Below are 23,460 nucleotides of genomic sequence, written 5' to 3'. Positions count from 1 at the left end.
AAAAACTAGAAGCTAGTCCCCCCTCTTTCCAAGGAGAGGGGGCTAGGGGTGAGGTCCCTCCTAACCTATGACCACTCTCGAAAACTACACCCTCGGCCGCTGGGCGGCGGGCTCCGGCGACCAGCAGGAACTCTATGATGCCTCCACCGGCGAAGTCATTGCCCTGGCCCACCCCGAGGGCTACGACTTTGCCTCCATCCTCGACTACGGCCGCCGCGTGGGCAACCCCGCGCTACGCAAGCTCACCTTCCACGAGCGGGGCCGCATGCTCAAGGCCCTGGCCTTTTACCTGCAGGAGCGCAAGGAGCAGTTCTACGAGCTGAGCTACCGCAGCGGCGCCACCCGCGCCGATTCCTGGATTGATATTGAGGGCGGCATCGGCAACCTGTTCGCCAACGCCTCCCTGCGTCGCAAATTCCCCGACAAGCCGTTCTACGTGGAGGGCGAGCCGGTGGGCCTGAGCAAGGGCGGCACCTTCATGGCCCAGCACCTGCTGGTACCCCGAGAGGGCGTGGCCGTGCACATCAATGCCTACAACTTCCCTATCTGGGGGATGCTGGAAAAAATTGCGGTGAACCTGCTGGCCGGCATGCCCGCCGTGGTGAAGCCTGCCGTGCCCACCGCCTACCTCACCGAGGCCGTGGTGCGCGAAATCATCAAATCCGGCATTCTGCCCGAGGGCGCGCTGCAGCTAGTAGTGGGCTCGGGCCAGGGTATTCTCGACCACGTGACCTACCAGGACGTGGTAACCTTCACCGGCTCGGCCGCCACCGGCCGTAAGCTGCGCGCCCACCCGCGCATCATTGAGGAAGCCGTGCCCTTCACCATGGAGGCCGACTCACTGAACGCCGCCGTGCTGGGCCTCGATGCCAAGCCCGGCACCCCGGAGTTCGACCTGTTTGTGAAGGAGGTGCGCAAGGAAATGACGGCCAAATGCGGGCAGAAGTGCACCGCCATCCGCCGCATCATCGTGCCCGAAAACCTGCTGGAAGACGTGCAGATTGCCCTCGGCAAGGCCCTGAGCCAAACCACCGTGGGGCACCCGCTGGCTGAGGGCGTGCGCATGGGCGCGCTGGCTGGCCGCGAGCAGGCCGCCATTCTGCGCGACAAAGTGCGCCGCCTGGCCGAGCGCACCCCCATCGTGTACGGCGACCTGGACACGGTGAACATCCTGGGCCAGGAGCGCGGGGCCGATGCCACCAAAGGCGCGTTCATCTCCCCCATCCTGCTGCTCAACGAGCGGCCTTTCGAGCACCTCGACTCGCACGAGGTAGAAGCCTTCGGGCCGGTGGCCACGCTGATGCCTTATAAGGACACTGCCGAAGCCGTGCGCCTGACCAACATGGGCCGCGGCTCACTGGTAACCAGCATTGCCACCAACAGCGCCGAGGTAGCCCAGGAATTTGTGCTGGGTGCGGCTACGCACCACGGCCGCATCTTGGTGCTCAACGAGGAAATGGCCAAGGAAAGCACCGGCCACGGCTCCCCGCTGCCCATGCTCATCCACGGCGGCCCCGGCCGCGCGGGCGGTGGGCAGGAAATGGGCGGCATCCGCGGGGTGGAGCATTTTATGCAGCGCGTGGCCCTGCAAGGCTCGCCCAGCATGATTACGGCCATTACGGAAGTGTACCAGCCCAAGGCCAAGCAGATTGAGAAGGATAAGCACCCCTTCCAGCACTACTTCGAGGAGCTGGAAATCGGACAGGCCTACGTGACCCACAAGCACACCGTCACGGAAGCCGATATTACCAACTTCGCGCAGGTATCGGGCGACAATTTCTACGCTCACGTGGATGAAACCTCGCTGGAGGGCACGCTCTTCACCGGCCGCGTGGCTCACGGCTACTACATCCTGAGCAAGGCCGCCGGCATGTTCGTGGACCCGCGCAAGGGCCCGGTGCTGCTCAACTACGGCCTCGACGAGTGCCGCTTCACCAAGCCCGTGTACCCCGGAACCACCATCGGCGTAACGCTGACGGTGAAGGAGAAAATCGGCCAGGAGAAGCGCGACGAAACCGACGTAGCCAAGGGCATCGTGCGCTGGCTGGTGGAAGTAACCGACCAAACCGGTGAAACCGTAGCCGTAGCCACCATCCTCACGATGGTGAAAAAGAAGAACCAGGAGTAGATTTCCCACTAGAATGTCATGCTGAGCTTGTCGAAGCATCTCTACCGCTTCGTTGAATTACTACAGCAACAAAGCGGTAGAGATGCTTCGACTACGCTCCGCTTCGCTCAGCATGACGTCCTTCCGAGACCTAAGACACCCACCCCACCCATGAACGACATTCTTACCGCCGGCAAAGTAGAAACCGCCACCGATGACCGGGGCGTGGCTACCATCAGCTTCTTCCACCCCAGCCACAACTCCCTACCTGGCGTCCTGCTCACAGAGCTGGCCGAAACCATCACCCGCGTAGGCCAGGAAGCGGCCACGAAGGTTATCATCCTGCGCAGTGAAGGTGACAAAACCTTCTGCGCCGGGGCCTCCTTTGATGAGCTGATGGCCATTGAAGATGAAGCCCAGGGCCAGATTTTCTTTTCTGGCTTTGCCAAAGTGATTAATGCCTGCCGCACCTGCCCCAAAATCATCATTGGCCGGGTGCAGGGCAAGGCCATTGGCGGCGGCGTGGGCGTGGCTGCGGCTACCGATTACTGCTTCGCCACCCAGCAGGCCTGGGTGAAGCTCAGCGAGCTGGTGGTGGGCATTGGTCCGTTTGTGGTGGGCCCGGCCGTGGAGCGCAAAATCGGGAAGGCCGCCTTTGCCCAGCTGGCGCTGGATGCCGCCGAGTTCCGCACAGCCACCTGGGCCTGCAACCACGGCCTGTACGCCGAAGTGCACGACACCATCCGCCACCTCGACGAAGCCGTAACCGCCTTTGCCGGTAAGCTGGCCAGCTACAACCCCGAAGCGCTGCGCGAGCTGAAGCAGGTACTCTGGCAGGGCACCGAACATTGGGATACGCTGCTAGTGGAGCGCGCCGGCATCAGCGGCCGATTGGTACTGTCCGACTTCACCCGGCAGGCCCTGCAGCGGTTCAAAGCCTAGTAAAAACAACGGCCCCTTGCGAAATCCGCAAGGGGCCGTTGTTTTCGGGGCGTTTTCCTTACCGCAAACTACTTACCACAGTGGTAACGGACTGCGGCTCCAGGTGCAATGTGCTACCCGCCGCCAGCGCCGCGCCGGGTGCCAGGTCTGTAGTGGCAGACGTGACGTAGGTTTGGCATCTGCCTACTGACTTACCAGCCACCTCCAGCCGCAAATCGGCAGCGGAGGCGGCCGGGTTTACAACTACCGTAATCAGCTGCCGGCCGTTGGGGCTGCGGTAGGCCGATATCAGGGGGCCAGTGGTTGAGGCACCCTCCACGGCGGCAGTAAGGCGCACGGCTCCGGGGCGTACGAAGCGGCTGTAGTTGCCCAGCACCCACAGCATTTTGCTGGAGTAGTAGTTGCCATCGGCCTTGTTCTTGTCCACGTACACCAGCCCATCTTTGTAATCGTAGGGAGACACGGCCAGCCACCACTGCCACGCCGTGGCGTTGGCGACCGTGAGGTCGGTGTGGATTACCCGGGCCAGGTAGAGCGCCGCCGTCATGCCCAAATCACACGGACCGCCGTTGATTTCGCCCGCGTTGTCGCCCAGAATGCAGTATTCTGATTGCCAGAACGCCAGCCCCGGCACGGCGGCTACCTGCCCGGCCAGCTGCTCCCGCGTAGTCACGGCCACTGTTTGGGGCGAAGTGGTGAAGTAGCTGTGCCCGGCTATGATGCGCGCCACCCGGGGCGTGTTCCCTAAGTAGGTTGAAGCCGCGATATTCCCGAAAAAAGCGGCTATCTGGCTGCCTTGCTCGGGTTTATCGGCCGGGCCAGTGAGGTAGTCAAGCTTGCCGGCTTCGGTAATGAGTACTTGGGTGGGCAGCTTGCTGGCCTGCAGCTTTGGGCCCAGTGCCCGGGCAATGCCGCTGATGTCGTCGTTGCGGAAGGGCGTGCCTTCCTGACCTCCGTCGCTCCAGTCCCACTGGGGCTCGTTTACGGGGCTGAGGTACTGGAAGGTGACGCCCGTTTTCTGGCGCAGGCCTTCCAGCACCCGCACGCAGTAGTCGGCCAGGGCGGCCTGACGCTCGGGGGCCAGGTTGGGCTGCTTAGCGGTGGCGTAGACTTTGCCGTTGCGGGTGAGGCTCACGGGCGGGCTGTTCAGAAAACCTAGAAACTGCTTCACGCCCCGCTTGCGGGCCGCTTCCAGAAACCAGCGCTGCCCGGCCAGCCGGTTCCAGTCGTAGGTGCCGGCCGGGGTCAGGAACGATTCGGCCCGCCGCCACTCGTCTTTAATACCGCTTTGCTCGCCCTGCTCGGCGCTGCCCGCCCCCAGGTTGAAGCGCCACATCGAAAGGCCAATGCCCCGGGGCTGCCCACCGGGGCCGGTGGCGGTGCTGAACAGCAGATCGGCAATGGCCTCTTTCTTGGCGGCGGGCCAGTTGCCCACGAACTGACAGGACCAGGCATCTGAAGCGGCGAAGTTGGCAATGGTTTGCCGAGGTTGGCTGGGCTCAATGCGGACGGTGTAGATAGGCACCTGCTGACTGTAACCCGGCTGCGCCAGCAGCCACAGGCCGCCGAATACGCCCGCCGCCAGCCCGCGGACCTGTTGCATGGAAAAGATGGACATAGAACGGAAAGCGGCGGCCACTACTAATTCGGTAGCAGCCGCCAGTAAGGTGGGAAAAGGAAAAGCGCAAAGGAAATCCGGTTACTGCTGCCACACCAGCCATTGCTGCCCGGCGCTGTTGGTGCCGGCCGCCTGGATCACTCCCAATGCCGTAGTGGTGGAGGCCCCGCTCCCATCCAGCACCTGATTCGTGCTCCGGTTTTTGAGCGTGTAGTAGCCGGCTTCGTTGGCCGTGAGCTGCCACTGCTGGGTTTGGGTGCTGTTGTCGGGGTTCTGCACTACCATGTTGGTCGCCACATCGAGCAGCTGGCTGCTGTTGCGGTTTTTGAGCGTGTAGTAGCTGCCGGCCGCCGTGAGCTGCCACTGCTGGTTGGCCGCGCCGTTAGCGTACCACTGCACCACGGGGGCCATGGGCTGCTGGCTGGCCCCGTTCACATCGGCCACCTGCCCGCTACTGCGGTTGATGAGGCGGTAGTAGGCGTTGGGAAACAGCTGATTGGTGCCGCCCAGCCCCTCGCCCCAGGCAAACTGCACCCGGCCCAGGCCCGAGCCGTTGGTCACTGTCGTGTTAGTGCCATCAAACTGCAGCAGGCTGTACTGGTCGCCGCTGCGCAGGCCGGGCCAGTACACGCTGGCAATGTTGTGCTGGCGACAGTAGTTGCTCACGCCCAGCACATAAGCCTTCTTCACGTCGTTATCAATGGCCGAGTAGTAGTTTACGCCGGTGGTCATGAACGCGCCCCACTCGGTGAAAACCGTGCGGCTGGCGTTGTTGCCCAGCTTGCTGGCAAACACGGCCTCCCAGCCCGCCGCCGTGGTGGCGGGGCTGCCGTAGAAAAAGTCGTAGAGGTGCAAAGAGAGCAGGCAGTTGCTGAAGCGCGGGTCGGCACCCAGCCGGGTCAGGTCTTCGGAGTAGCCGGTGCCGCCCAGCAGCACCCGGTTCTGGTGCACGGCCGGAAAGCGGCTCAGCCAGTCGGCATACAGCGTGCCCAGTTCGGTGAGGGTGTAGCCGTAGGGCTCGTTGAACACCTCGAAGTACACCTTGGGGTTGCTGCCATACTTGCCCACCACCGTTTGCCACATGCTGAAGAACTGCGCCGGGTCGTCCACGCGGCCGTCGCGGCGGGAGCTGCTTTCCCAGCAGGCCAGAATCACCTTCATGTTCTTGGCCAGGGCCTGGTCGATGGCACCGGTGTAGGCTTCCCAGGTAGCGCCGGTGGCCGTGGCCGGGTTGATGGGCAGGCGCACGGTGTTGGCCCCGGTGCTGCCCTGCAGGCCGCTGATGATTTTGGCCGATTTGGCTTGCACGGTGGCGTAGGTGTCGCCGGCCTGCAGGCCCGAGAGCACCAGGGCGTCGTCCACAAAGTTGTCGCGGGGGTCGGCCCAGTTGAGGCCGGCAATGTTGCCCGCGCCCAGCCCGGCGGCCAGCACCGGCTCCGGGGTTACAGGTGGGGCGGGTGCGGGCTCCGGAGTATTGGAGCCGCAGCCGGCCAGCGCCAGCAGCAGGGCCCCGGCCGCCAGACGGGGCAGAATAACAGAACGAATCATGGGCATAAGCTCGTCAGGAAGAAGCCAATAACAACCAAATGCCCGGCGCAGAGCAGTCTGCGCCGGGCACCAAGCATTGAAGCGGAGGTTAGTAACCGGGGTTCTGGGTTACCACGCCGCCCGACAGCTGAATCTGGGGCGTGGGAATCGGGAACAGGTTGTTCTTCTCCGAAATCTGGTCTTTCACCTTGCCACCGTCATATTGGTCGGTGTTGGTGCGCTGGGAGGTGTTGAAGGCCTGCATTACCTGCACCAGGCGCTTCTGGCGCACCAGGTCGTAGTAGCGGTGGCCTTCCATGGCCAGCTCCAGGCGGCGCTCCAGCCAGATGTCGGCCAGCAGCTGCGCGCCGCCGGAGGTGCGGGGCAGCACAGTGCCGGGCTGCAGACGGTTGGCGCGGGCCCGCACCAGGTTCAGCGAGGTAAGGGCTTTGCTATCCTGGCCCAGGCGCTGCGAGGCCTCGGCGTGAATCAGCAGCAAATCGGGGTAGCGCATCTCAATGCGGTTGAGCGGGGAATGCTCCCGCTCGTTGGCCGGCCGGTCGGCCAGGGGCACGAACATCTTGCGGCTGATGCGGCCCGACTCGTTTTCCGAGGGCTTGGTGTCGTAGCTGGAGTAGTCGAAGCTGGCCGTTTTGGGGCCCACGTTGTCACCCTGCTTGATAATGGTCCACTTGCGGCGCGGGTCGTTGCCGAAGGCCTGCTCCAGGTTGCTGGTGGGTGTGTTGAAGCCCCAGCCGTTATCGGCGCGGCTGCGCATCACCACCGTCAGGGCCGTACCCAGGTTAAAGGTTTGGTTGGCGCTGTAGTTCAGCTCAAAGATGGACTCGTTGCCGTTGTGGTTGTTCACGTTCCACACGTAGCTGAACTCATCGTTGAGGTTGTACTGGGCCGAATTGATGACCTGCTCGGCGGCCTGCTGGCTGAGGGCCCACTGCTCGGTGAACAGGTAGGCTTTGGCCAGATAGGCATTGGCGGCACCTTTGGTGGCACGGCCTTTCTCAATGCTGGGGCGGGCGGCCTTCTCGGGCAGCGCGGCGGCAGCATCCTGCAAATCCTTGATAATCTGAGCGTAGCAGTCGGCGGCGCTGGAGCGCTGGATGGTCAGAGCCTGGCTCGGCGACACGGGCGTGAGCACCAGCGGCACCCCGCCGTAGCCCTTCACCAGTTCAAAGTAGTTGTAGGCACGCAGGAACTTCAGCTCGCCCAGCAGCTGCTGCTTCAGGGTGGCATCAATGGGGGCCTTCTCCACCCCTACCAGCGCGGCGTTGCAGTTGCCAATGGCCTGGAAGATGAAGGTGTAGCGGTTATCAAACCACTCGTTGTTGGGCAGCCAGAAGAAGCGTGAGAAGTCGCCGAACTCGCGCTGGTCGCCGGCAATGGAGTTGCCCTTCCAGGCGTCGTCCGAGCCGGCGTCGCCGAACATGCGGGTGCGGTCAATCTTCCACCAGTCGTCCTGGTCGGTGAGGGCGTAGCAGCCCATCACGGCCGCCTTGCACTCGTCGGCGTTGGTGTAGAAGTTGGCAGTCGTCTGCTGGCCGTTGGGCAACTGGGTCAGGAAATCTTCGCAGCTCTGCAGCGCGAGGCCCAGGGCAACCAAGCCGATATATAGACAGTATTTTTTCATGACAGGGAGCGGGTGGGAAGCGTTAGAACGTGATGTTGGCACCGGCCAGGAAAGTGCGGTTGGTGGGGTAGTTACCCAGGTCCACGCCGCGGTTGAGGGCCGAAGCTCCGTCGGTGTAGGAGCGGCCATAGCCCAACTCGGGGTCGAGGCCGCTGTACTTGGTGAAGGTGAACAGGTTCTGGCCGCTCACGTACAGTCGCAGGCTTTTCATGCGCATGGTGTTAGTGAGGCCGTTGCTGAAGGTATAGCCCAGCTGCAGGTTCCGCACGCGGGCGTAGGAGCCGTTTTCCACGTAGAAGTTGGAGAAGCGCGTCAGGTTCTGGTTGTTGTCGTTGGCCACCACGCGCGGCACCGAGTTGCTGGTGCCTTCGCCGTGCCAGGCTTTGTCTTCCAGGCCGGCAATCTTGTTGTAGTTGTAGCTGCCCGAGTACCACCAGCCCTTGTTGGCATTCACGATGTCGTTGCCGAAGCTGCCCACCAGCGAAGCCTGCAGGTCGAAGCCCTTGTAGCCGGCGTTCAGGTTCACGCCAAAGGTCAGGTCCGGGAAGGGGTTGCCGATGAACTTCTGGTCGTTGGCGTCAATCTTACCGTCGCCGTTCAGGTCGGCAAAGCGGAAGTCGCCGGGCTTAGCGTTGGGCTGGATGGTCTGCCCGTTGGCGGCCTTGTAGTTGTCTACCTCGCCCTGGTTCTGGAAGATGCCGCTGGTCTGGTAGCCGTAGAAAGCGCCCACGTAGCCGCCTTCCTCGGTTTTGGAAGGCCGGCCGAAGATGGGCGTGTTGCCCGAGTAGATGGCCTGTCCGTTGGCCAGCTTATCAATCCGGCTGATGGCGCGGGTACCGTTCACGCTCACGCCGTAGGTGAAGTCACCGGCCGACTTGTTGTAGCCCACCGTGAAGTCGAAACCGTTGGTGTGCATGCTGCCCACGTTGGTGATGGGGCTGTTGTAGCCCGCGCCCACGTGGCCCGGAATGGCCTGGTACATCAGCATGTCGTAGGTATTGCGGCGGAACACGTCGGCCGTTACCGTGAGCTGGTTGTTGAACAGGCCCAGGTCGGTACCCACGTTATAGTCCTCCACCGTTTCCCACTTCACGTCGGTGTTGGGCACGTTGCTTTGCACCACGGCCACCTGCTGGGTGGCATCCACACCGGTTACGTAGTAGGTTTTAGCCAGCGTGCCGATAAAGGCGGTGTTGCTGATGTTCTGGTTGCCCACTCGGCCCCAGCTAGCACGTAGCTTCATGAAGTTCAGCGTCTCAAACGACTTCAGAAACGACTCATCCGACACCAGCCAGCCCACCGACAGCGAGGGGAACGTGCCCCAGCGGTTGTTGGCGGGGAACACCGAAGCCCCGTCGCGCCGCACGCTGGCCGTGAGCAGGTAGCGGCCTTTGTAGTCGTAGTTTACCCGCCCGATCAGCGAGGCAATGGTGTTCACGTAGTTGTTGCCGTAGGCCGCGTAGTTGGCCGTGGCGGCATCCAGGTAGCGTAGGCTGGGGTCGTTGCTGGGAATGGCCTGGCCCGAGCCCGACTGCGTCCGGTTGTCGAACTTCTCCAGCGTACCGGCGGCCAGGGCCGTGAAGTTGTGGTCGCCCAGCGTTTTGGTGTAGGTGAGCGTGTTGGTGTTGTTCCAGTAGATGCCCAGGTTGTGCTCCCGGGTTACGGAGTTTACCAGGTTCTGCTCGTTGCCGTCAATCTTGAAGAACGGGTAGAAGGAGTCCCGCTCGTAGATGTTGGTGTTGGTGCCCACGCGGGTTTCCAGCACCAGCCCGTCGATGAACTCGTAGTTGGCGTACAGGTTGCCCACCACCGAGTAGTTGTTGCGCCGGTCGTCGTTGCGCTCCACCACGGCCAGCGGGTTGCCAATGTCGGTGGGCGAGGCGCCGTAGTAGTCGTAGGGGTTGCCGGAGGTGCCGGGTACGCGGGCTTTCGTGATGGGGTCGTCATTGAAGGCGTCGCGGAACAGGCTGCCGCTGTTCTGGTAGTGCTGGCCGGTGGTGGTGAGGGTCAGGTCCTGCCCTACTTTCAGCCGCTTGGCGGGCTGGTACTGCGTTTTCAGGCGCAACGACAGCCGGTCGAAATCCGAGCCCTGGATCAGGCCCCGCTCCTTGAAGTAGCTCAGGCCCGTGGAGTATACCAGCTTGTCGCTGCCGCCCGAGAGGCCCAGCGAGTAGTTCTGGGTGATGCCGCGCCGGGAGATTTCCTTCCACCAGTCGGTCGTTTCGGTGAAGGCAGCCGGGTTCTGGTACACGGCCGGCAGGCCCGAGTTGGCGGCCGCCAAATTCATCAGGCGGGCGTACTCGCTGGCCGAGGCCATATCGGGCACCCGCGTGGGGCTGGATACGCCGGTAGTGGCATCCACCGCAATAACCGACTCGCCTTTGGTGCCGGTTTTGGTGGTAATCAGGATAACGCCGTTGGCCGCGCGCGAGCCGTAGATGGCCGCCGACGCCGCATCCTTCAGCACCGAAATGGTGGCAATATCCTTCGGGTTCAGAAAGTTGATGTTATTCACCGGCAGACCATCCACCACGTACAGCGGCGAGTTGCCGTTGATGGTGGAAATGCCCCGGATCAGAATCTGGGGCGGGGTGCCGGGCTCCGAGCCCGCGCCCACTACCGTTACGCCGGCGGCCTTACCCTGCAGGGCCGAGCCCACGTCGCTCACCGTGAGCTTGGAAAGCTCCTTGCCAGCCACGGTGGTTACGGCGTTAGTTACGGTGCGCTTTTCCTGGCTGCCGTAGCCCACTACCACCGCCTCGTTGAGCAGCTGGGTATCGGGACTGAGGGCCAGTGAAAAGGTCGTCTGGTTACCCACCGGCACCTCCTGCCGCGTGTAGCCGATGGAGGTAAACACCAAAGTGGGGTTGGCGGTACCGGCCGGGATTTGCAGCGAGAAATTACCGTTCTGGTCGGTGGAGGTACCCACGGAGGTGCCTTTCAGGATAACCGTTACGCCGGGCATACCGGCCCCTTTTTCGTCGCGCACGGTACCGCTAACGGGGCCATCGGCCACCACGGCCTGCGTACCGGGCTTGCTAACCGGGTCAGCCGAAGCCAGGGCGGGAGCAACGGCCAGCGGCAGCAAGGCACCGCATAGCAAAATAGAAGTTCTCTGCATGTGGGAGGAAAATTGTGGACTGCCGGAGCAGGCCGGTGTGGGAGGGAATGTGTGGCGGGAGTGGGTGGCTGCTGGCCTCTGCAGAGTAGCCGCAACCTGAGCCGTTGTAAGCTGGGGTAAAACTACCGGAAGGTTACGTGCACACCGGGCGGCAATTCAGGCTATCAGCGGGGGCAAATTCGCCGCCGCCGCGCAGGGCTTCAGTTGCGGCTGTTACAGCCGTGTCTGGGCGTAGCACCGGACTGGTTCCGCGGAGTTTCGGGGGCTGTACCTGCTTTCTTTCCAGCTACACTACTGCGGTTTCGACTCCTGCTGCGGCCACAGCGAACCAGGAAGAGCGTTGAAAAACCCTGACGCATCCCGGTTCTGACGGATTTGCCACCCCTTATCGCTGGATTTGGAACGTTCCCGCCGCACGGCCCGCCGCTACCTTTGACACTTCCACTGGCGATGCGACCAACTGGTGCCAACGGCGCTTACACCTCTCCCCCGCGCCCCCTCCCCTTGCCTTCTGCCCCAGGGCCTGGCCATGCTTCAGCGGCCGGTTGGCCGCGCCGCGCGCTACTCCACAACTTTCAATTCAATCTGCCACCTCACAACTTTAGTACGTGATGCTAGGGAAGCACATTGCCGGGCTGCTGCTGAGCGGTCTGAGCCTGACCACGGGCGCACTGGCCCAATCTACCGCCCCCAAATCCGTCTCCGCGAAGCACACCTTCGCGCTGGGTGGCGAACAGTTTCTGCTTGATGGCAAGCCCTTCCAGATGATTTCGGGGGAGCTGCACTACCCCCGCATTCCGCGGGAAGCCTGGCGGGCCCGCATGAAGGCGGCCAAGGCCATGGGCCTGAACACCATCGGCACCTATGTATTCTGGAACCTGCACGAGCCCGAGCCGGGCAAGTACGATTTCAGCGGCAACAACGACATTGCCGCCTTTGTGCGCACGGCCCAGGAAGAAGGCCTGTGGGTAGTACTGCGCCCCAGCCCCTACGTGTGCGCCGAGTGGGAATTCGGCGGCTACCCCTACTGGCTGCAGAAGCAGAAAGGCCTGGAAGTGCGCAGCCTGGAGCCGCAGTACCTGGCCGCCTACGGCCGCTACCTCAAGGAAGTAGCCCGGCAGCTGGCCCCACTGCAAGTCAACCATGGCGGGCCGGTGCTGATGGTGCAGGTGGAAAACGAGTACGGTTTCTACTCCAATGACAAGAAGTACCTGGCCGAAAACCGCCGCATGTTTGAGCAGGCCGGCTTCGATGGGCTGCTGTACACCTGCGACCCGGGCGACAAAGTAGCCGAGGGCCACCTCGACGGGCTGCTGCCGGCCGTGAACGGCTGGGACAGCCCCAAGAAGGTGAAAAACGTGGTGCGCCAGAACCACGGCGGCAAGGGCCCCTACTACATTGCCGAGTGGTACCCGGCCTGGTTTGACTGGTGGGGCACGCCGCACCACACCGTGCCGGCCGCCCAGTACAGCACCCGCCTCGATTCGGTGCTGGGGGCGGGCATCTCCATCAACATGTACATGTTTCACGGGGGTACCACCCGCGGCTTCATGAACGGGGCCAACTACAAGGGCGGCGACACCCGCTACGAGCCCCAGACCAGCAGCTACGACTACGACGCCCCCCTGGACGAGGCCGGCAACCCCACCCCCAAGTTCCTGGCTTTCCGGCAGGTTATTGAAAAGCACCTGCCCAAGGGCCAGCAGCTGCCGCCGGTGCCCGCCGCCAAGCCGGCCATGCGCCTGCCCGCCATCAGCCTCACCAGCAGCACCAGCCTGCTCACCGCCCTGCCCAAGCCGGTCACCAACGCCCAGCCCCTCACCTTCGAGGACCTGAGCCAGCCCTACGGCTACGTGCTGTACCGCACCACCGTACCCGGCGGCCGCACCGGGGCCCTGCAGCTCAAAGACCTGCGCGACTACGCCGTGGTGCTGGTGAACGGCCAGCGCGTGGCTACCCTCGACCGCCGCCTCAACCAGGAGCAGGTGGAGCTGAAGCTGCCCGCCGGCTCGGTTACGCTGGATATTCTGGTGGAGAACATGGGCCGCCTGAACTTCGGCCCCTTCCTGAACCAGAACCGCAAGGGCCTGACCGGGGGCGTGAGCTTTGCCGGCCAGCCCCTCACCGGCTGGCAGCACTACCCCATGCCCTTCACCACGCCGCCCGCCGCGGCCAAGGCCACGGCCAAACCCGGCAGCAACGCGCCGGTGCTGCGCCGCGGCTCCTTCACCGTTGCCAAGCCCGCCGATACCTACTTTGATATGAGCAGCTGGGGCAAAGGCTGCGTGTGGGTGAACGGCCACCACCTAGGCCGCTTCTGGGAAATCGGACCGACGCAGACCATGTACGTACCCGCCGAGTGGCTGAAGAAAGGCTCAAACGAAGTGGTAGTGCTGGAACTGCTCAAAACAGACCAGGACCAGCTCACCAGCCTCGACAAGCCCATTCTGGACGTAGTTCACCCCGACGGCGAAGCCCGCAAATAATACCATCCGCCCGCCTCACACACCTATTGCACCACACAAGCCCGGGGGCTGCTTATCAAACCGATAAGCAGCCCCCGGCGTGTTTTTGACGCGGCTGTTGTTGAGCCAGTCGGCCAACGGCCCCGGTCCGACGGCCCCGGTCCGACGGCGCAGCCGTCCGACCGGTTGGCTGCGTGCTGACGCAGGAATAACAGCACGGCAGCGGCCCCGGAAAGCTGCGGGCTGACGAAGAAGTGAAGACGCGGCAACGACCCTAGGCAACAACTGGTCGGACGGCTGCGCCGTCGGACCGGGGCCGCTGTTTCGTGTGTTGTTCACTAACAAAAAAGCCACCCGGAATTGCTGCGGGCGGCTTTTTTGTTGGGCAGGGTACTTGCGCCTATTTCCGGGCCGGGACGCGCAGTACGGTGAGAGAGTACGGAGGCAGCGTGTAGCTTACCTGCTGGCCGGCAACGGTTACCGGCTGGGTTATGGGGGCCAGCTTTTGGGGCTGCTGGAGGCTGTTTTCGGTTTGCAGGTCGGTGGCGGCCAGGACCTGGGCCTGGGCGGTTTTAGCGGCGCGTTTCAGGCCGCTGAGGGTTAGCTGCACCGGGCGCGGGGTGGCGGCGTAGTTCACCAGCTTCACCACCACATCGGCCTTGTCGGCCACGGCGCTGACGTAGAGGTTATCCTGGCCGTTTTTGGCCCCGGCGGGCAGCTGCACGGGCAGAATCTGGGTGCCTTTGTTTAGGGAGAACAGCTTCTGCACGTAGTAGCTGGGCGTGCCGTAAGCCTGCAGGTTGTCGAACCAGATCAGGTCGGGGGCCCATTGCCAGGCGTCCACATGGGCGAACAATGGGGCGTAGGAGGCCATCTGCACGATGTCGGCGTTGCGCTCCAGGCCGGTCATGAAGGCCGCTTCCGAAATAGCCGCGTCCCAAGTGTTGCGGTTCTTGCTGTTGCCGATGCCCTCGGGGTGAGCGGCGTACTCGCCGGCGAAGATTTTGGGGCCGGTGCGGGGGTAGTTGTCGTAGCGGCCGGCGTTCTGGCGGAACCACTCGGGCCGGGCGTAGTAGTGCTCATCAATGAGGCCGACTAGGCCGGTGGGCAGCTCGCGCAGAAACTTGGTAGCTAGGTCGAAGTTGGCCCCGTCGGGGCTGGGGCCGGCGCTGCTCACCAGCTGCACCTGCGGGTATTTGGCTTTTACGGCCCGGGCGAAGGGCTCGTAGCGCTCCAGATACTGGGGGCCCCATTGCTCGTTACCCACGCCAATGTATTTCAGGTTGAACGGGGCCGGGTGGCCCATAGCCACCCGCTTAGCACCCCAGGGCGAGGAGGCCGGCCCATTGGCAAACTCCAGCAAATCCAGCGCATCCTGAATAAACACCTCCAAGGAAGGGTCGTCCTGGGCGTGGTCGTGGGGAGCCGGGGCGCTGGGGCCGGGCGCGGCGGCACGGCTCATGGGGGCCAGCTCAGATGAGTTGTACTGGCAGGCCATGCCCACGTTCAGAATCGGCAGCGGCTCGGCCCCAATGTCCTCCGACAGCTGAAAATACTCGAAGAAGCCCAGGCCGAACGACTGGTAGTAATCGGGCGTGAAGCGGTGGGCAAATTCCGTGTTCCAGCGGTTGATAATGGGCTGCCGGCTGGCTACGTCGCCGATGGTTTCTTTCCACTGGTAGCGGTTGGAAAGCGTGCGGCCCTCCACGATGCAGCCGCCGGGAAACCGCAGAAACCCGGGTTGCAGGTCCTTGAGCAGCTGCACCAGGTCGGGGCGCAGGCCGTTGGGGCGGTTCTGCCAAGTGGCTTTCGGGTAGAGCGACACGGCGTCGAGGTCCACGGTGCCGGCCCCGTACAGCACCAGCCGCAGGCGGGCCTTGGCGAAGGTGGCCGCGGGCCGGAGCGTGAGCGTGAGGGGCTGCCAGCCCGCGCCGGTGGGCAGGGCCAGGCGCGACTCGGCCAGGGTAGCGCCCTTATCGCCTTCCAGCACCACGCGCAGCTGTTGCACCGGGCCGGCCACGCGGCGGGCCAGCAGCGTGAGGGTGTAGTCCTCGCCCTGCTTCACGCCCATGCCGCGGAAGCCTTCGTTGCTGATGCCGGCATCGGGCGAGGTGGCTTTGGCCGTGAGGCGCAGGTAGTGCGGGCTGGCCGGACTGGCGGCCCCTTCGGTGCGCACTTGGTAGGTTTCCAGCGCCGCGCCGCCTTTTAGGGCCTGCCAGCCCAGCAGCGGCTCGGGCAGTTCAAACGACTTGTTCTTCACTAGCTCGGGGTACAGCCCGCCGTCGGCGGCGAAGTTGATATCCTCGAAAAACAGCCCGAACAGCGTTTTGGGCACGGCCGCGCCGGGTTTATCGGCCTGCACGGTAATGCGGGTGGGAGCCGCCGACTGAGCCTGAACGGCCGATGGGTCCGCCACCAGCAGCAGGCCCAACAGGGAAATGGTTGCGCGCATACGAAGAATAAATGGGCAGTACAGCCGCGAAGCCGCCCCGACTTCAGGGCAGCTCCGCGGGTGCGTTACCAGAACTTAATGTACAGGGCCGAAATCAACAGCAGCGTTACCACAATGAGCGTGAGCGTCTGGCTGCTGACGCGGAACAAGCGGGCGTCGATGTGCAGGGCGCGGGCATTCACCACCGGGCCGGCCAGGCTCATGGCTACCATCAGCACGAAGGTGAAGGCAAACGACAGGCCCATGCAGATGAGGAAGGGAATTTCGTAGCCGCCTTTGCCATTGGGAAAGGCCGTGTAGAATAGCGTTTCGTGACCGAATACGCTGGGGGCGTAGTTGTTGAAAAACACCGACAGCAGGAAACCCGCCAGAATACCGGCAATGGCGGCCGGTGCAGTGGTGCGCTTCCAGAACATGCCCAGCACAAACACCGCCACAATACCGGGCGAAATGAAGCCCGTGTACTTCTGAATGTAGGTGAAGCCGCCCGCACTGCCGATGCCCAGCAAATCTTCCCAGGTGAGGGCCACGCCCAGCAGCATGGCCACAAATACCGTTACGCGGCCAATCCACACCAGCTTGGCCTCGGGGGCCTCTTTGTTGAGGTAGCGCTTGTAGATGTCGAGGGTGAAGATGGTGGAGATGGAGTTGACTTTACCGGCCAGCGAGGCCACAATGGCCGCCGTGAGGGCTGCCAAGCTCAGGCCCTTGAGGCCGTTGGGCAGGAAGGTGAGGATGGCCGAGTAGGCGTTATCGGGGTTGAATGCCCCGCCGGAGTTCATTTCGATTTGCAGGCCGCCGTTCTTATAGAGTACGTAGGCCGCAATGCCGGGCAGCATCACAATAACGGGCATAATGAGCTTGAGCAGACCGGCGAACAGGATACCGGTGCGGGCCGTTTTGAGGTCGGCCCCGAGGGCGCGCTGGGTAATGTACTGGTTGCAGCCCCAGTAGTTCAGGTTCACAATCCACTGGCCGGCGGCGTACATGGCCAGGCCCGGCAGCATCAGGTACTTGTCCACGTCAACCTGGGGCGAGTTGGGCCCAGGCTTGTCGAACATCAGATGGAAATGGTCGTTAGCGTCGGTCATCATGGCGTTGAAGCCGGCCAGGATGTTGTTGCCCAGCCCGAAATGCTGGCTTACCATGGTGAGGGCAATGTAGGTCGTCAGCAACCCACCCGCCAGCAGCACCAGCACCTGAATTACGTCGGTGTAGCCCACTACCTTCATGCCGCCCAGCGTAATCAGCAGGGCAAACACGGCCAGGGCCACGATGATGGCGTGGAAATTGCCGCCGCCGGTGAGGTTGTTGATGGCCAGCGCGCCCAGGTACAGAATGGCCGTGAGGTTTACCAGCACGTACAGGAACAGCCAGAAAATGCTCATTACCAGGCTCAGCGTGGCGTTGTAGCGCTGCTCCAGAAACTGCGGCATCGTGTAGATGTGCTGCTTCAGATACACCGGCATAAAGAACACCGCCACAATGATGAGCACAATGGCGGCCACCCACTCGTAGGCGGCCACGGCCACGCCCACCGTGAAGCCGTTACCCGACATACCGATGAACTGCTCGGCCGAAATATTGGAGGCAATCATCGAGGCCCCAATGGCCCACCACGTCAGCGAGCCTTCGGCCAGAAAGTAGTCTTTGGTATCGAGCTGGGTTTTCTGCTTGCTGCGGTACACGTAGTACCCGTAGGCACCCACGCCCACCAGGTACACAAAGAACACCGCTAAATCGAGGGCGGTAAGATGTTGGGGCATATGCTGTGAAAAAGAGAAGAGAATGAACAGATGAAGGGCGCTCAGCGGGTGGGCCGCTGGTACACGCGCACGTAGTCGACTTCGTAGCGGTTGGGGAAGGTGGTGCCGGTGAGCGGGCCGCCGTTGTCGCCGCCCAGGGCCAGGTTCAGCAGCAGGTAGTGGGGCTGCAGCATGGGGTTGAGGCCGGTGCCGTCCTGGTTCACCGTCTGGGTGAGCGGGGTTTCGTTGAGCAGCTCGTCGTCGAGGTAGAGGCGGATGGCCTGGGCGTCCCAGTCCATGCGCCAGACGTGAAATTTGCTGGCCCAGGCCGGGTCAGGAAAGTCGGCGACGGGCTTGGTTTCGCTGTGCCACTTGGCCGAGTAGCGCTTGGCCGTACCCGAGGCCACGTTGGCCAGCACCTTGCCCCGGTAGAACTCCATAATGTCGATTTCGCCGTTCGAGGGCCACTCCCCTTTCACGCCCAGCGTCCAGAACGCGGGCCAGAGGCCGGAGCGCGCATCAATGCGGGCGCGCATCTCGAAGCGGCCAAATTGAAACTGCTGCCGACCGCTGGTATTAAGGCTGCTGGCGGTGTATTCGATGGTGGGGCGGCTGCGGCGCCAGTCGGGGCTGCCGGGCTGGTAGTCGGGGTTGGGCCGGTTTTCCTGGCGCGCCTCGATGACGAGCAGGCCGTCGGCCACCCGGGCGTTGTCGGGCTGGTACCACTGCAACTCATGGTTGCGCACGAAACCGTTCTCAAACTGCCAGTTCTGCGGGTCGGGCCGGCCGTCCTGGTTGAACTCGTCGGCCCACACCAGGTTCCAGCCCGGGTAGCTGGTTGGGGTGGCGGTTTTGGTCAGCGGCTGGGTGGCTTCAGTGGTAGTCGTTGCGCCCGCCGCACCGCTGGCAGGGGCGGCTGTTGGGTCGGTGCTGCTGAGGCTCCAGCCGGCGGCCCCGGTGGGGGCCGAAGTCGGCTGCCACTCCTGGATGTACACGGGCTGGGCGGGCAGGTTTTCCAGCCGCTCCCCGTCGCCCTGGCCGGTGCGCTGCACGAAGAGGCTCAGCACCCCGTCACGCCGCCACCGCTCGGTGTCGTAGCTCGGCTCCCAGTTGCCCACGCTGCTGGTGGTCAGGTCGGTGATGCGCCACTGCGGCTGGCGCAGGTCGGGGCAAATGGAGAGAGAGGCGCGGTCCTGGCGCTCCGCGTCGCGGAATATGAGGTAGGCAGCGGTGCGGCCTTTCTGGCTCGTTACCAACAGCTGGGGACGGGCAATGGGTATCTTTTTGGTGCCGGCTCCGCTCAGGCTGAACGGCGTGCTGCGTTGCGAAATCTGCAGGGTTTTCCAGCTCCGGCCGTCGAGGTAAATCAGCTGGTATTGCGGCACCTGCGTGCCCTGGGGCCGCCAGTAGGTGGCTATGTAGGGCTGCCCGGCCGCGTCGGCGGTGATGCTGGTCTGGTTGATTAGCTCACTGTTCTGCGGAATGCGGGCGGCGTACTCGGCCGAGGCGGCGGTGATGGGCAGCTGGTAGGCTTCGCCGGTGCTGCGCTGCCAAGTGCGGCCGCCGTCCATGGAACGGGCATAGGCCATGTCGTGGTTGGAGGCCACATCGGGCGACTCGCGCCACACCCACGACACGTGGATGGTGCCCCGCGCGTCGATGCAGGCCTGCCAGTAGGCGTTGCGCTGGCCCTCGCCGTCGATGAGCACGTCGTACAGGCGGGTCCAGTGGCGGGTTTTCAGCTCGTAGCGGTTCAGCACCAGGTTGCCGTTGCCGCTGCCCCCGTCGCGGTACAGAAACAGCAGGTCGCCGCTGGGGAAGCGGTGAAACTCGGGGTAGGTTACCTTCTGCTCGCGGGTACCGAGCATGGGTTCCAGCGGGCCCATTTCCAGGGAGCCAGCGGCCTTGCCCCGGCAGTAGCGCAGCGGGTTGTTGTGGTGGTCGAAGGACAGATGCACGAAGCCCGCGCCGTCCACCATCAGGCTGATGACGTTGTGGGCGTCCTTTACGTTGCCCTGGTAGGGCGTGCGCTGCGTCTGCCAGGCCCCGGCGGGCAAACGGCGCTTGGCCAGCACCACGTACCCCAGCGAATCATAGTAGGCCGTGTACTGCTCCCGCTGGTGCGTCACCACCGAGTTCTTGCGGAACACGGCCCCATTCACGTTATTCTTCGCCCAGCCCAGTCCAACCGGCGTTTGGGCCACAGCCGCTACCGTCAGCAGACAGATAGTAAGCAAAGCAAGCAGCAGGCGGGCGGGGTGATTCATGGGATGGGAAGTTGCCTCACCCCCCGGCCCCCTCTCCAGGGGGAGAGGGGGAGCCAGAGGTCAGCAACGATGCGGACGTGGAACGGGCTATTTGACAGTTTGATATGGATGGTCCGGCACTACAATTGAGGCAGAAATCCGGCAGCCGCGGGCTGCGGAGGCCCAAGCCGCCGCAATGTGCCCCGGTGCTGACTCCTGGCTCCCCCTCTCCTCCTGGAGAGGGGGCCGGGGGGTGAGGCCTTACCGGCGGCCGACGCTCGGGCTGGGTTTCGGGGCGTCGAGCAGGCGCAGGGTGTAGCTGTAGCGATACTGCTTGGCGGTGAGGCGGTATGCATCGTGGGGCAGAGCGCCCCAGCTGTTGTCGCCGCCCACGCCGCGCTGGGCCAGGTCGATGTGCAGGGTGGTTTGGTCGCGCAGCTTGATGTCGGTGGGGTGCTGCTGTTTCTTGCTCAGGCCGGGGTCCAGGTCCTCAGTGCGCACGGGCAGGGCACTGAAGCTCAGGGGCTGGCCGGCGGCTTCCACGCGCAGGCCACGGCCGGCAGCATCGGTCAGCGTGAGCCAGCGCATATCGGTGTGGTAGCCGTACTCCTGCGGGCGGATGTAGTTGCTGGTGAGCGTGCGGGCCACCGTATCCTGGTACACGCCCAGGAAAGTGGTGGTGTTGCGGTCGGCGTAGTTTTCCCAAGGGCCGCGGCCGTAGTACTGCACCCGGCCAAACTGTCGGGGCACCTCCAGGCGCATGCCGAAGCGGGGCAGCTCGGGCAGCTCCCGACCGGCCAGGTCGATGGCGGCGGTTACCTGAATGGCACCGTCGGTGCCGATGAGGTAGTCCACGGTGTAGGGCACGTTGATGTCGGTGAGCTGGTACTCCACCTTGATGGGCAGGCCGGCGGCCGACTGCTCCCCTACCGTCACGCGCTGCACCTTGCGGGCGGCGTGGGCCGAGCGCCAGGCACTCAGGCCCTGGGGCATGCCACTGCCGAAGTCGTTATCGGTGGGGGCGCGCCAGAAATACGGCTCGGGGTAACCGCCGATGACCCACTGGTTTTTCAGGCGGTAATCCGTCAGGCGGCCCTGCCGGGTGTTGAACTCGCCGCGCACGTCGCCGGCCGTGAAGGTCAGCTTGTCGCCGTCGCGCTTCACGTCCAGGGTACCGGCAGCCGAAGCCGGCGCGGCGGCGAAGTACGTGGCGGCGGGCGTGAGACGGAACTGCTCCCGGGCTACCTCGTGGCCAGCGGGCAGCAAAGGCTGGGCGGTTTTGGTGGTGGCAAACACGTTGAGCACGTACTCGGCGCCGGGCTCGGCTTTCAGGGCGGGCAGCGACAGGGCCACTTCCTTCTGCTGGCCGGCCGCCAGCTTTTTCATCTCAAAGCTGCCCGACTTCGTCGCCACGCCGTTGCGCAGCAGCTCCCAGCGGAAGTTGTAGCCGTCGAGGTTGCGGAAGGTGAAGCCGTTGCGCACCGTCAGGCGGCCCGAGGCGGGCTGGGCAGCGCTGAAGCGGATATCCTGGTACACCTTCTTCACCTCGTAGAGGCCAGGGTGCGGGGTGCGGTCGGCGGCCACGAGGCCGTTGGCGCAGAAGTTCTCGTCGTTCTGGCGGTAGTAGCCGCCCAGGTCGCCGCCGTAGGCGTAGAACGGGCGGCCGTCGGTGGTCCGGGTCAGCAGGCCCTGGTCCACCCAGTCCCAGATAAAGCCACCCTGCATGTGGGGCTTGCTGCGAATCAGGTCCCAGTATTCCTGGAAGTTGCCCGAGCTGTTGCCCATGGCGTGCGAGTACTCGCACATGATGTAGGGCCGGGTTTTATCGGTGGCCGCGGCGTAGCGGCGCATCGACTCCATGCCGGGGTACATCGGGCATACAATGTCGGTATTCTCGTTTTCGCCGGCCTGCTCAAACTGCACCGGGCGCGAAGGGTCGCGCTGCTTCAGCCACTTATAAGCGTCATGAAATACCGGGCCGTTGCCGCACTCGTTGCCCAGGCTCCAAATGATGACGGAAGGGTGGTTTTTGTCGCGCTCCAATAGCCGCTCAATGCGGTCCATGTGGGCGGCGGCCCACTCGGGGCGGTAGGCCGGGTGCTGTGTTTTGTCGAACCAGCCCTGCAACTCGGCCCCGTAGCCGTGGGTTTCGATGTTGGCCTCGTCCACTAGGTAAAAGCCCAGCTCGTCGCAGAGCTGGTAGAACCGCTCGTCATTGGGGTAGTGCGAGGTGCGGATGGCGTTGATGTTGAACTGGCGCATCAGCTCCAGGTCGCGGCGCATGCCGGCCTCCGTTACCGCCCGGCCGGTGGTGGGCTCCAGCTCGTGGCGGTTTACGCCGTGCACTTCAATAGCTCGGCCGTTCACCAGCAGCTGGGCATTCTTGATTTCGACCTTGCGGAAACCCACCCGCGTGCCCGTCTGGGCCAGCGTCCGGCCGCCCGCGTCCTGCAGCGTGAAGCGGCACTGGTAGAGCGTGGGCGTCTCGCCCGACCACGGCCGCACGTTCCGGATGCTGCCGCCGCTGAACTTCACCGTCTGCTGCCCGGCCCCCGAGGCGGCGGGCACGGCCTGTTGCTGGCGCAGCACCGTTTTACCGGCGGCATCCAACACTTCCACCAGCAGCTTAGCCGGCGCGGCCGAGCCCTGGAACTGGCGCACCGTCACGTCGGCCGCGAACTGGCCGTGCTGGTAGCTGGGGTCGAGGTCGGCGTGGGTGAAAACGTCCCAGATGGTTTGCTGGGGCAATGAGGTCAGGTACACGTCCCGGTCGATGCCGGAGAGGCGCCAGAAGTCCTGGTCTTCCAGGTAGCTGCCGTCGTGCCAGCGCAGCACCTGCACGGCCAGCTGGTTGTCGCCGGGCTTCAGGTATTGGGTAATATCGAACTCGGCCGGCGACTTGGCCACCTTGCTCATGCCTACGCGCTGCCCGTTTACATACACCACCGCGTAGCCCGAAATGGAGCCGAAGTGCAGCAGCACCTCGCGCCCGGCCCAGCCGGCCGGCACCGTAAACGTGCGGCGGTAGGTGCCCACCGGGTTGTCGCGCCCGTCGATGAAGGGAGCGTTGCGCGGGAATGGGTAGGTGATGTTGGTGTAAATGGGCGTACCGAAACCCTGCACCTCCCAGCTCGAGGGCACCGCAATGGTCTTCCAGCCGGCATCGTTGAAGCTAGCCGGGGCGAAGTCGGTGGGCCGCTCGGCGGGGCGCGGGGCGTAGTGGAATTTCCAGGTGCCGTTCAGGCTCTGGAAGTAGCCGGAGCGGGCGTAGTCATTTGTGGCCACGTCGGCGGCCTTGTCGAAGAGCATAAAGGAGGCGCGGGGCTTTTCCTTGTGCTCATCAATGAGCTGGGGGTTTTCCCACTCGTTGGGGGCGGCGGTCTGGGCGGAAGCCAGGCCACTGCCCAGGACGAGAAGGGCGGTCAGGAAGCGAGAATGGAGCATGGCAAACGGGTGGAGAGGCGGAAGCGGAGCGCCAGGCCCGACGTGCGGACCAGGCGTCAAAAACCCTTCAGCAATACTAGCAGACCGAGCCGCCCCGGCGCGGGGGTAATTCCGCAGAATGCGGGGGGCAGATTCGTCAGGACCATCA

Annotated in this window: 11 protein-coding genes and 1 pseudogene; 3 read left to right on the top strand and 9 right to left on the bottom strand. The window is 63.9% G+C overall.

All coding sequences use genetic code 11. The features are described from left to right. The first annotated feature begins 67 nt into the window (after nucleotides 1–67). The gene (paaZ, locus tag EI291_RS18660) at nucleotides 68–2,128 is read left to right on the top strand and encodes a phenylacetic acid degradation bifunctional protein PaaZ (protein ID WP_125423620.1); all 2,061 of its coding nucleotides are present in this window, start codon (nucleotides 68–70) and stop codon (nucleotides 2,126–2,128) included. Between the two features lie 150 nt (nucleotides 2,129–2,278). Next, complete coding sequence (locus EI291_RS18655) at nucleotides 2,279–3,049, top strand: enoyl-CoA hydratase/isomerase family protein (protein WP_125423617.1); 771 nt, start codon at nucleotides 2,279–2,281, stop codon at nucleotides 3,047–3,049. Nucleotides 3,050–3,107: 58 nt separating this feature from the next. Here the strand turns inward: EI291_RS18655 and EI291_RS18650 are convergent, their stop codons facing one another. The 4 genes from EI291_RS18650 to EI291_RS18635 form a co-directional block, all read right to left on the bottom strand. Continuing rightward, nucleotides 3,108–4,667: a glycoside hydrolase gene (locus EI291_RS18650; RefSeq protein ID WP_240635599.1), complete on the bottom strand. Its 1,560-nt coding sequence runs from the start codon at nucleotides 4,665–4,667 to the stop codon at nucleotides 3,108–3,110. Between the two features lie 81 nt (nucleotides 4,668–4,748). Beyond that, nucleotides 4,749–6,215: an RICIN domain-containing protein gene (locus EI291_RS18645; RefSeq protein ID WP_170172719.1), complete on the bottom strand. Its 1,467-nt coding sequence runs from the start codon at nucleotides 6,213–6,215 to the stop codon at nucleotides 4,749–4,751. Between the two features lie 88 nt (nucleotides 6,216–6,303). Then, a complete protein-coding gene (locus EI291_RS18640; RefSeq protein ID WP_170172718.1) occupies nucleotides 6,304–7,839 on the bottom strand; it encodes a RagB/SusD family nutrient uptake outer membrane protein in 1,536 nt (511 codons plus the stop codon). 22 nt (nucleotides 7,840–7,861) lie between these two features. Then, complete coding sequence (locus EI291_RS18635) at nucleotides 7,862–10,960, bottom strand: SusC/RagA family TonB-linked outer membrane protein (RefSeq protein WP_125423608.1); 3,099 nt, start codon at nucleotides 10,958–10,960, stop codon at nucleotides 7,862–7,864. A 611-nt stretch (nucleotides 10,961–11,571) separates the two neighbouring features. Between EI291_RS18635 and EI291_RS18630 the strand changes: the two genes are divergently transcribed. After that, a complete protein-coding gene (locus EI291_RS18630; RefSeq protein ID WP_125423606.1) occupies nucleotides 11,572–13,446 on the top strand; it encodes a glycoside hydrolase family 35 protein in 1,875 nt (624 codons plus the stop codon). Between the two features lie 379 nt (nucleotides 13,447–13,825). Here the strand turns inward: EI291_RS18630 and EI291_RS18625 are convergent, their stop codons facing one another. The 5 genes and pseudogenes from EI291_RS18625 to EI291_RS18605 all read right to left on the bottom strand — a co-directional run bounded on the left by EI291_RS18625 (nucleotide 13,826) and on the right by EI291_RS18605 (nucleotide 23,312). Next, nucleotides 13,826–15,877, bottom strand: coding sequence for an alpha-L-arabinofuranosidase C-terminal domain-containing protein (locus EI291_RS18625; protein WP_125423603.1), 2,052 nt, complete (start codon nucleotides 15,875–15,877; stop codon nucleotides 13,826–13,828). Nucleotides 15,878–15,942: 65 nt separating this feature from the next. After that, a complete protein-coding gene (locus EI291_RS18620) occupies nucleotides 15,943–17,643 on the bottom strand; it encodes a sodium:solute symporter family transporter (protein ID WP_125423601.1) in 1,701 nt (566 codons plus the stop codon). 41 nt (nucleotides 17,644–17,684) lie between these two features. After that, on the bottom strand, nucleotides 17,685–18,482 hold the full coding sequence (locus tag EI291_RS23565; RefSeq protein ID WP_125423674.1) for a glycoside hydrolase family 16 protein: 798 nt from the start codon (nucleotides 18,480–18,482) through the stop codon (nucleotides 17,685–17,687). Between the two features lie 474 nt (nucleotides 18,483–18,956). Continuing rightward, nucleotides 18,957–19,889, bottom strand: a pseudogene (locus EI291_RS23560) (BNR repeat-containing protein); the annotation flags it as partial. A 240-nt stretch (nucleotides 19,890–20,129) separates the two neighbouring features. Next, nucleotides 20,130–23,312, bottom strand: a complete 3,183-nt coding sequence (locus EI291_RS18605; RefSeq protein ID WP_125423598.1) for a glycoside hydrolase family 2 TIM barrel-domain containing protein — start codon at nucleotides 23,310–23,312, stop codon at nucleotides 20,130–20,132. Between the last annotated feature and the right edge of the window lie 148 nt (nucleotides 23,313–23,460).

The sequence above is a fragment of the Hymenobacter rigui genome, from assembly GCF_003944715.1.
GTDB classification, from domain to species: Bacteria; Bacteroidota; Bacteroidia; order Cytophagales; family Hymenobacteraceae; genus Hymenobacter; species Hymenobacter rigui.
Note: the sequence above shows the minus strand (reverse complement) of the source record. Positions and strands in the feature narration are given on the sequence as shown.

Excerpts from the sequence above, each read along its gene's own strand:
- paaZ (WP_125423620.1), top strand. The coding sequence starts at position 68 with ATGACCACTCTCGAAAACTACACCCTCGGCCGCTGGGCGGCGGGCTCC.
- EI291_RS18655 (WP_125423617.1), top strand. The coding sequence starts at position 2,279 with ATGAACGACATTCTTACCGCCGGCAAAGTAGAAACCGCCACCGATGAC.
- EI291_RS18650 (WP_240635599.1), bottom strand. The coding sequence starts at position 4,667 with ATGTCCATCTTTTCCATGCAACAGGTCCGCGGGCTGGCGGCGGGCGTA.
- EI291_RS18645 (WP_170172719.1), bottom strand. The coding sequence starts at position 6,215 with ATGATTCGTTCTGTTATTCTGCCCCGTCTGGCGGCCGGGGCCCTGCTG.
- EI291_RS18640 (WP_170172718.1), bottom strand. The coding sequence starts at position 7,839 with ATGAAAAAATACTGTCTATATATCGGCTTGGTTGCCCTGGGCCTCGCG.
- EI291_RS18635 (WP_125423608.1), bottom strand. The coding sequence starts at position 10,960 with ATGCAGAGAACTTCTATTTTGCTATGCGGTGCCTTGCTGCCGCTGGCC.
- EI291_RS18630 (WP_125423606.1), top strand. The coding sequence starts at position 11,572 with ATGCTAGGGAAGCACATTGCCGGGCTGCTGCTGAGCGGTCTGAGCCTG.
- EI291_RS18625 (WP_125423603.1), bottom strand. The coding sequence starts at position 15,877 with ATGCGCGCAACCATTTCCCTGTTGGGCCTGCTGCTGGTGGCGGACCCA.
- EI291_RS18620 (WP_125423601.1), bottom strand. The coding sequence starts at position 17,643 with ATGCCCCAACATCTTACCGCCCTCGATTTAGCGGTGTTCTTTGTGTAC.
- EI291_RS18605 (WP_125423598.1), bottom strand. The coding sequence starts at position 23,312 with ATGCTCCATTCTCGCTTCCTGACCGCCCTTCTCGTCCTGGGCAGTGGC.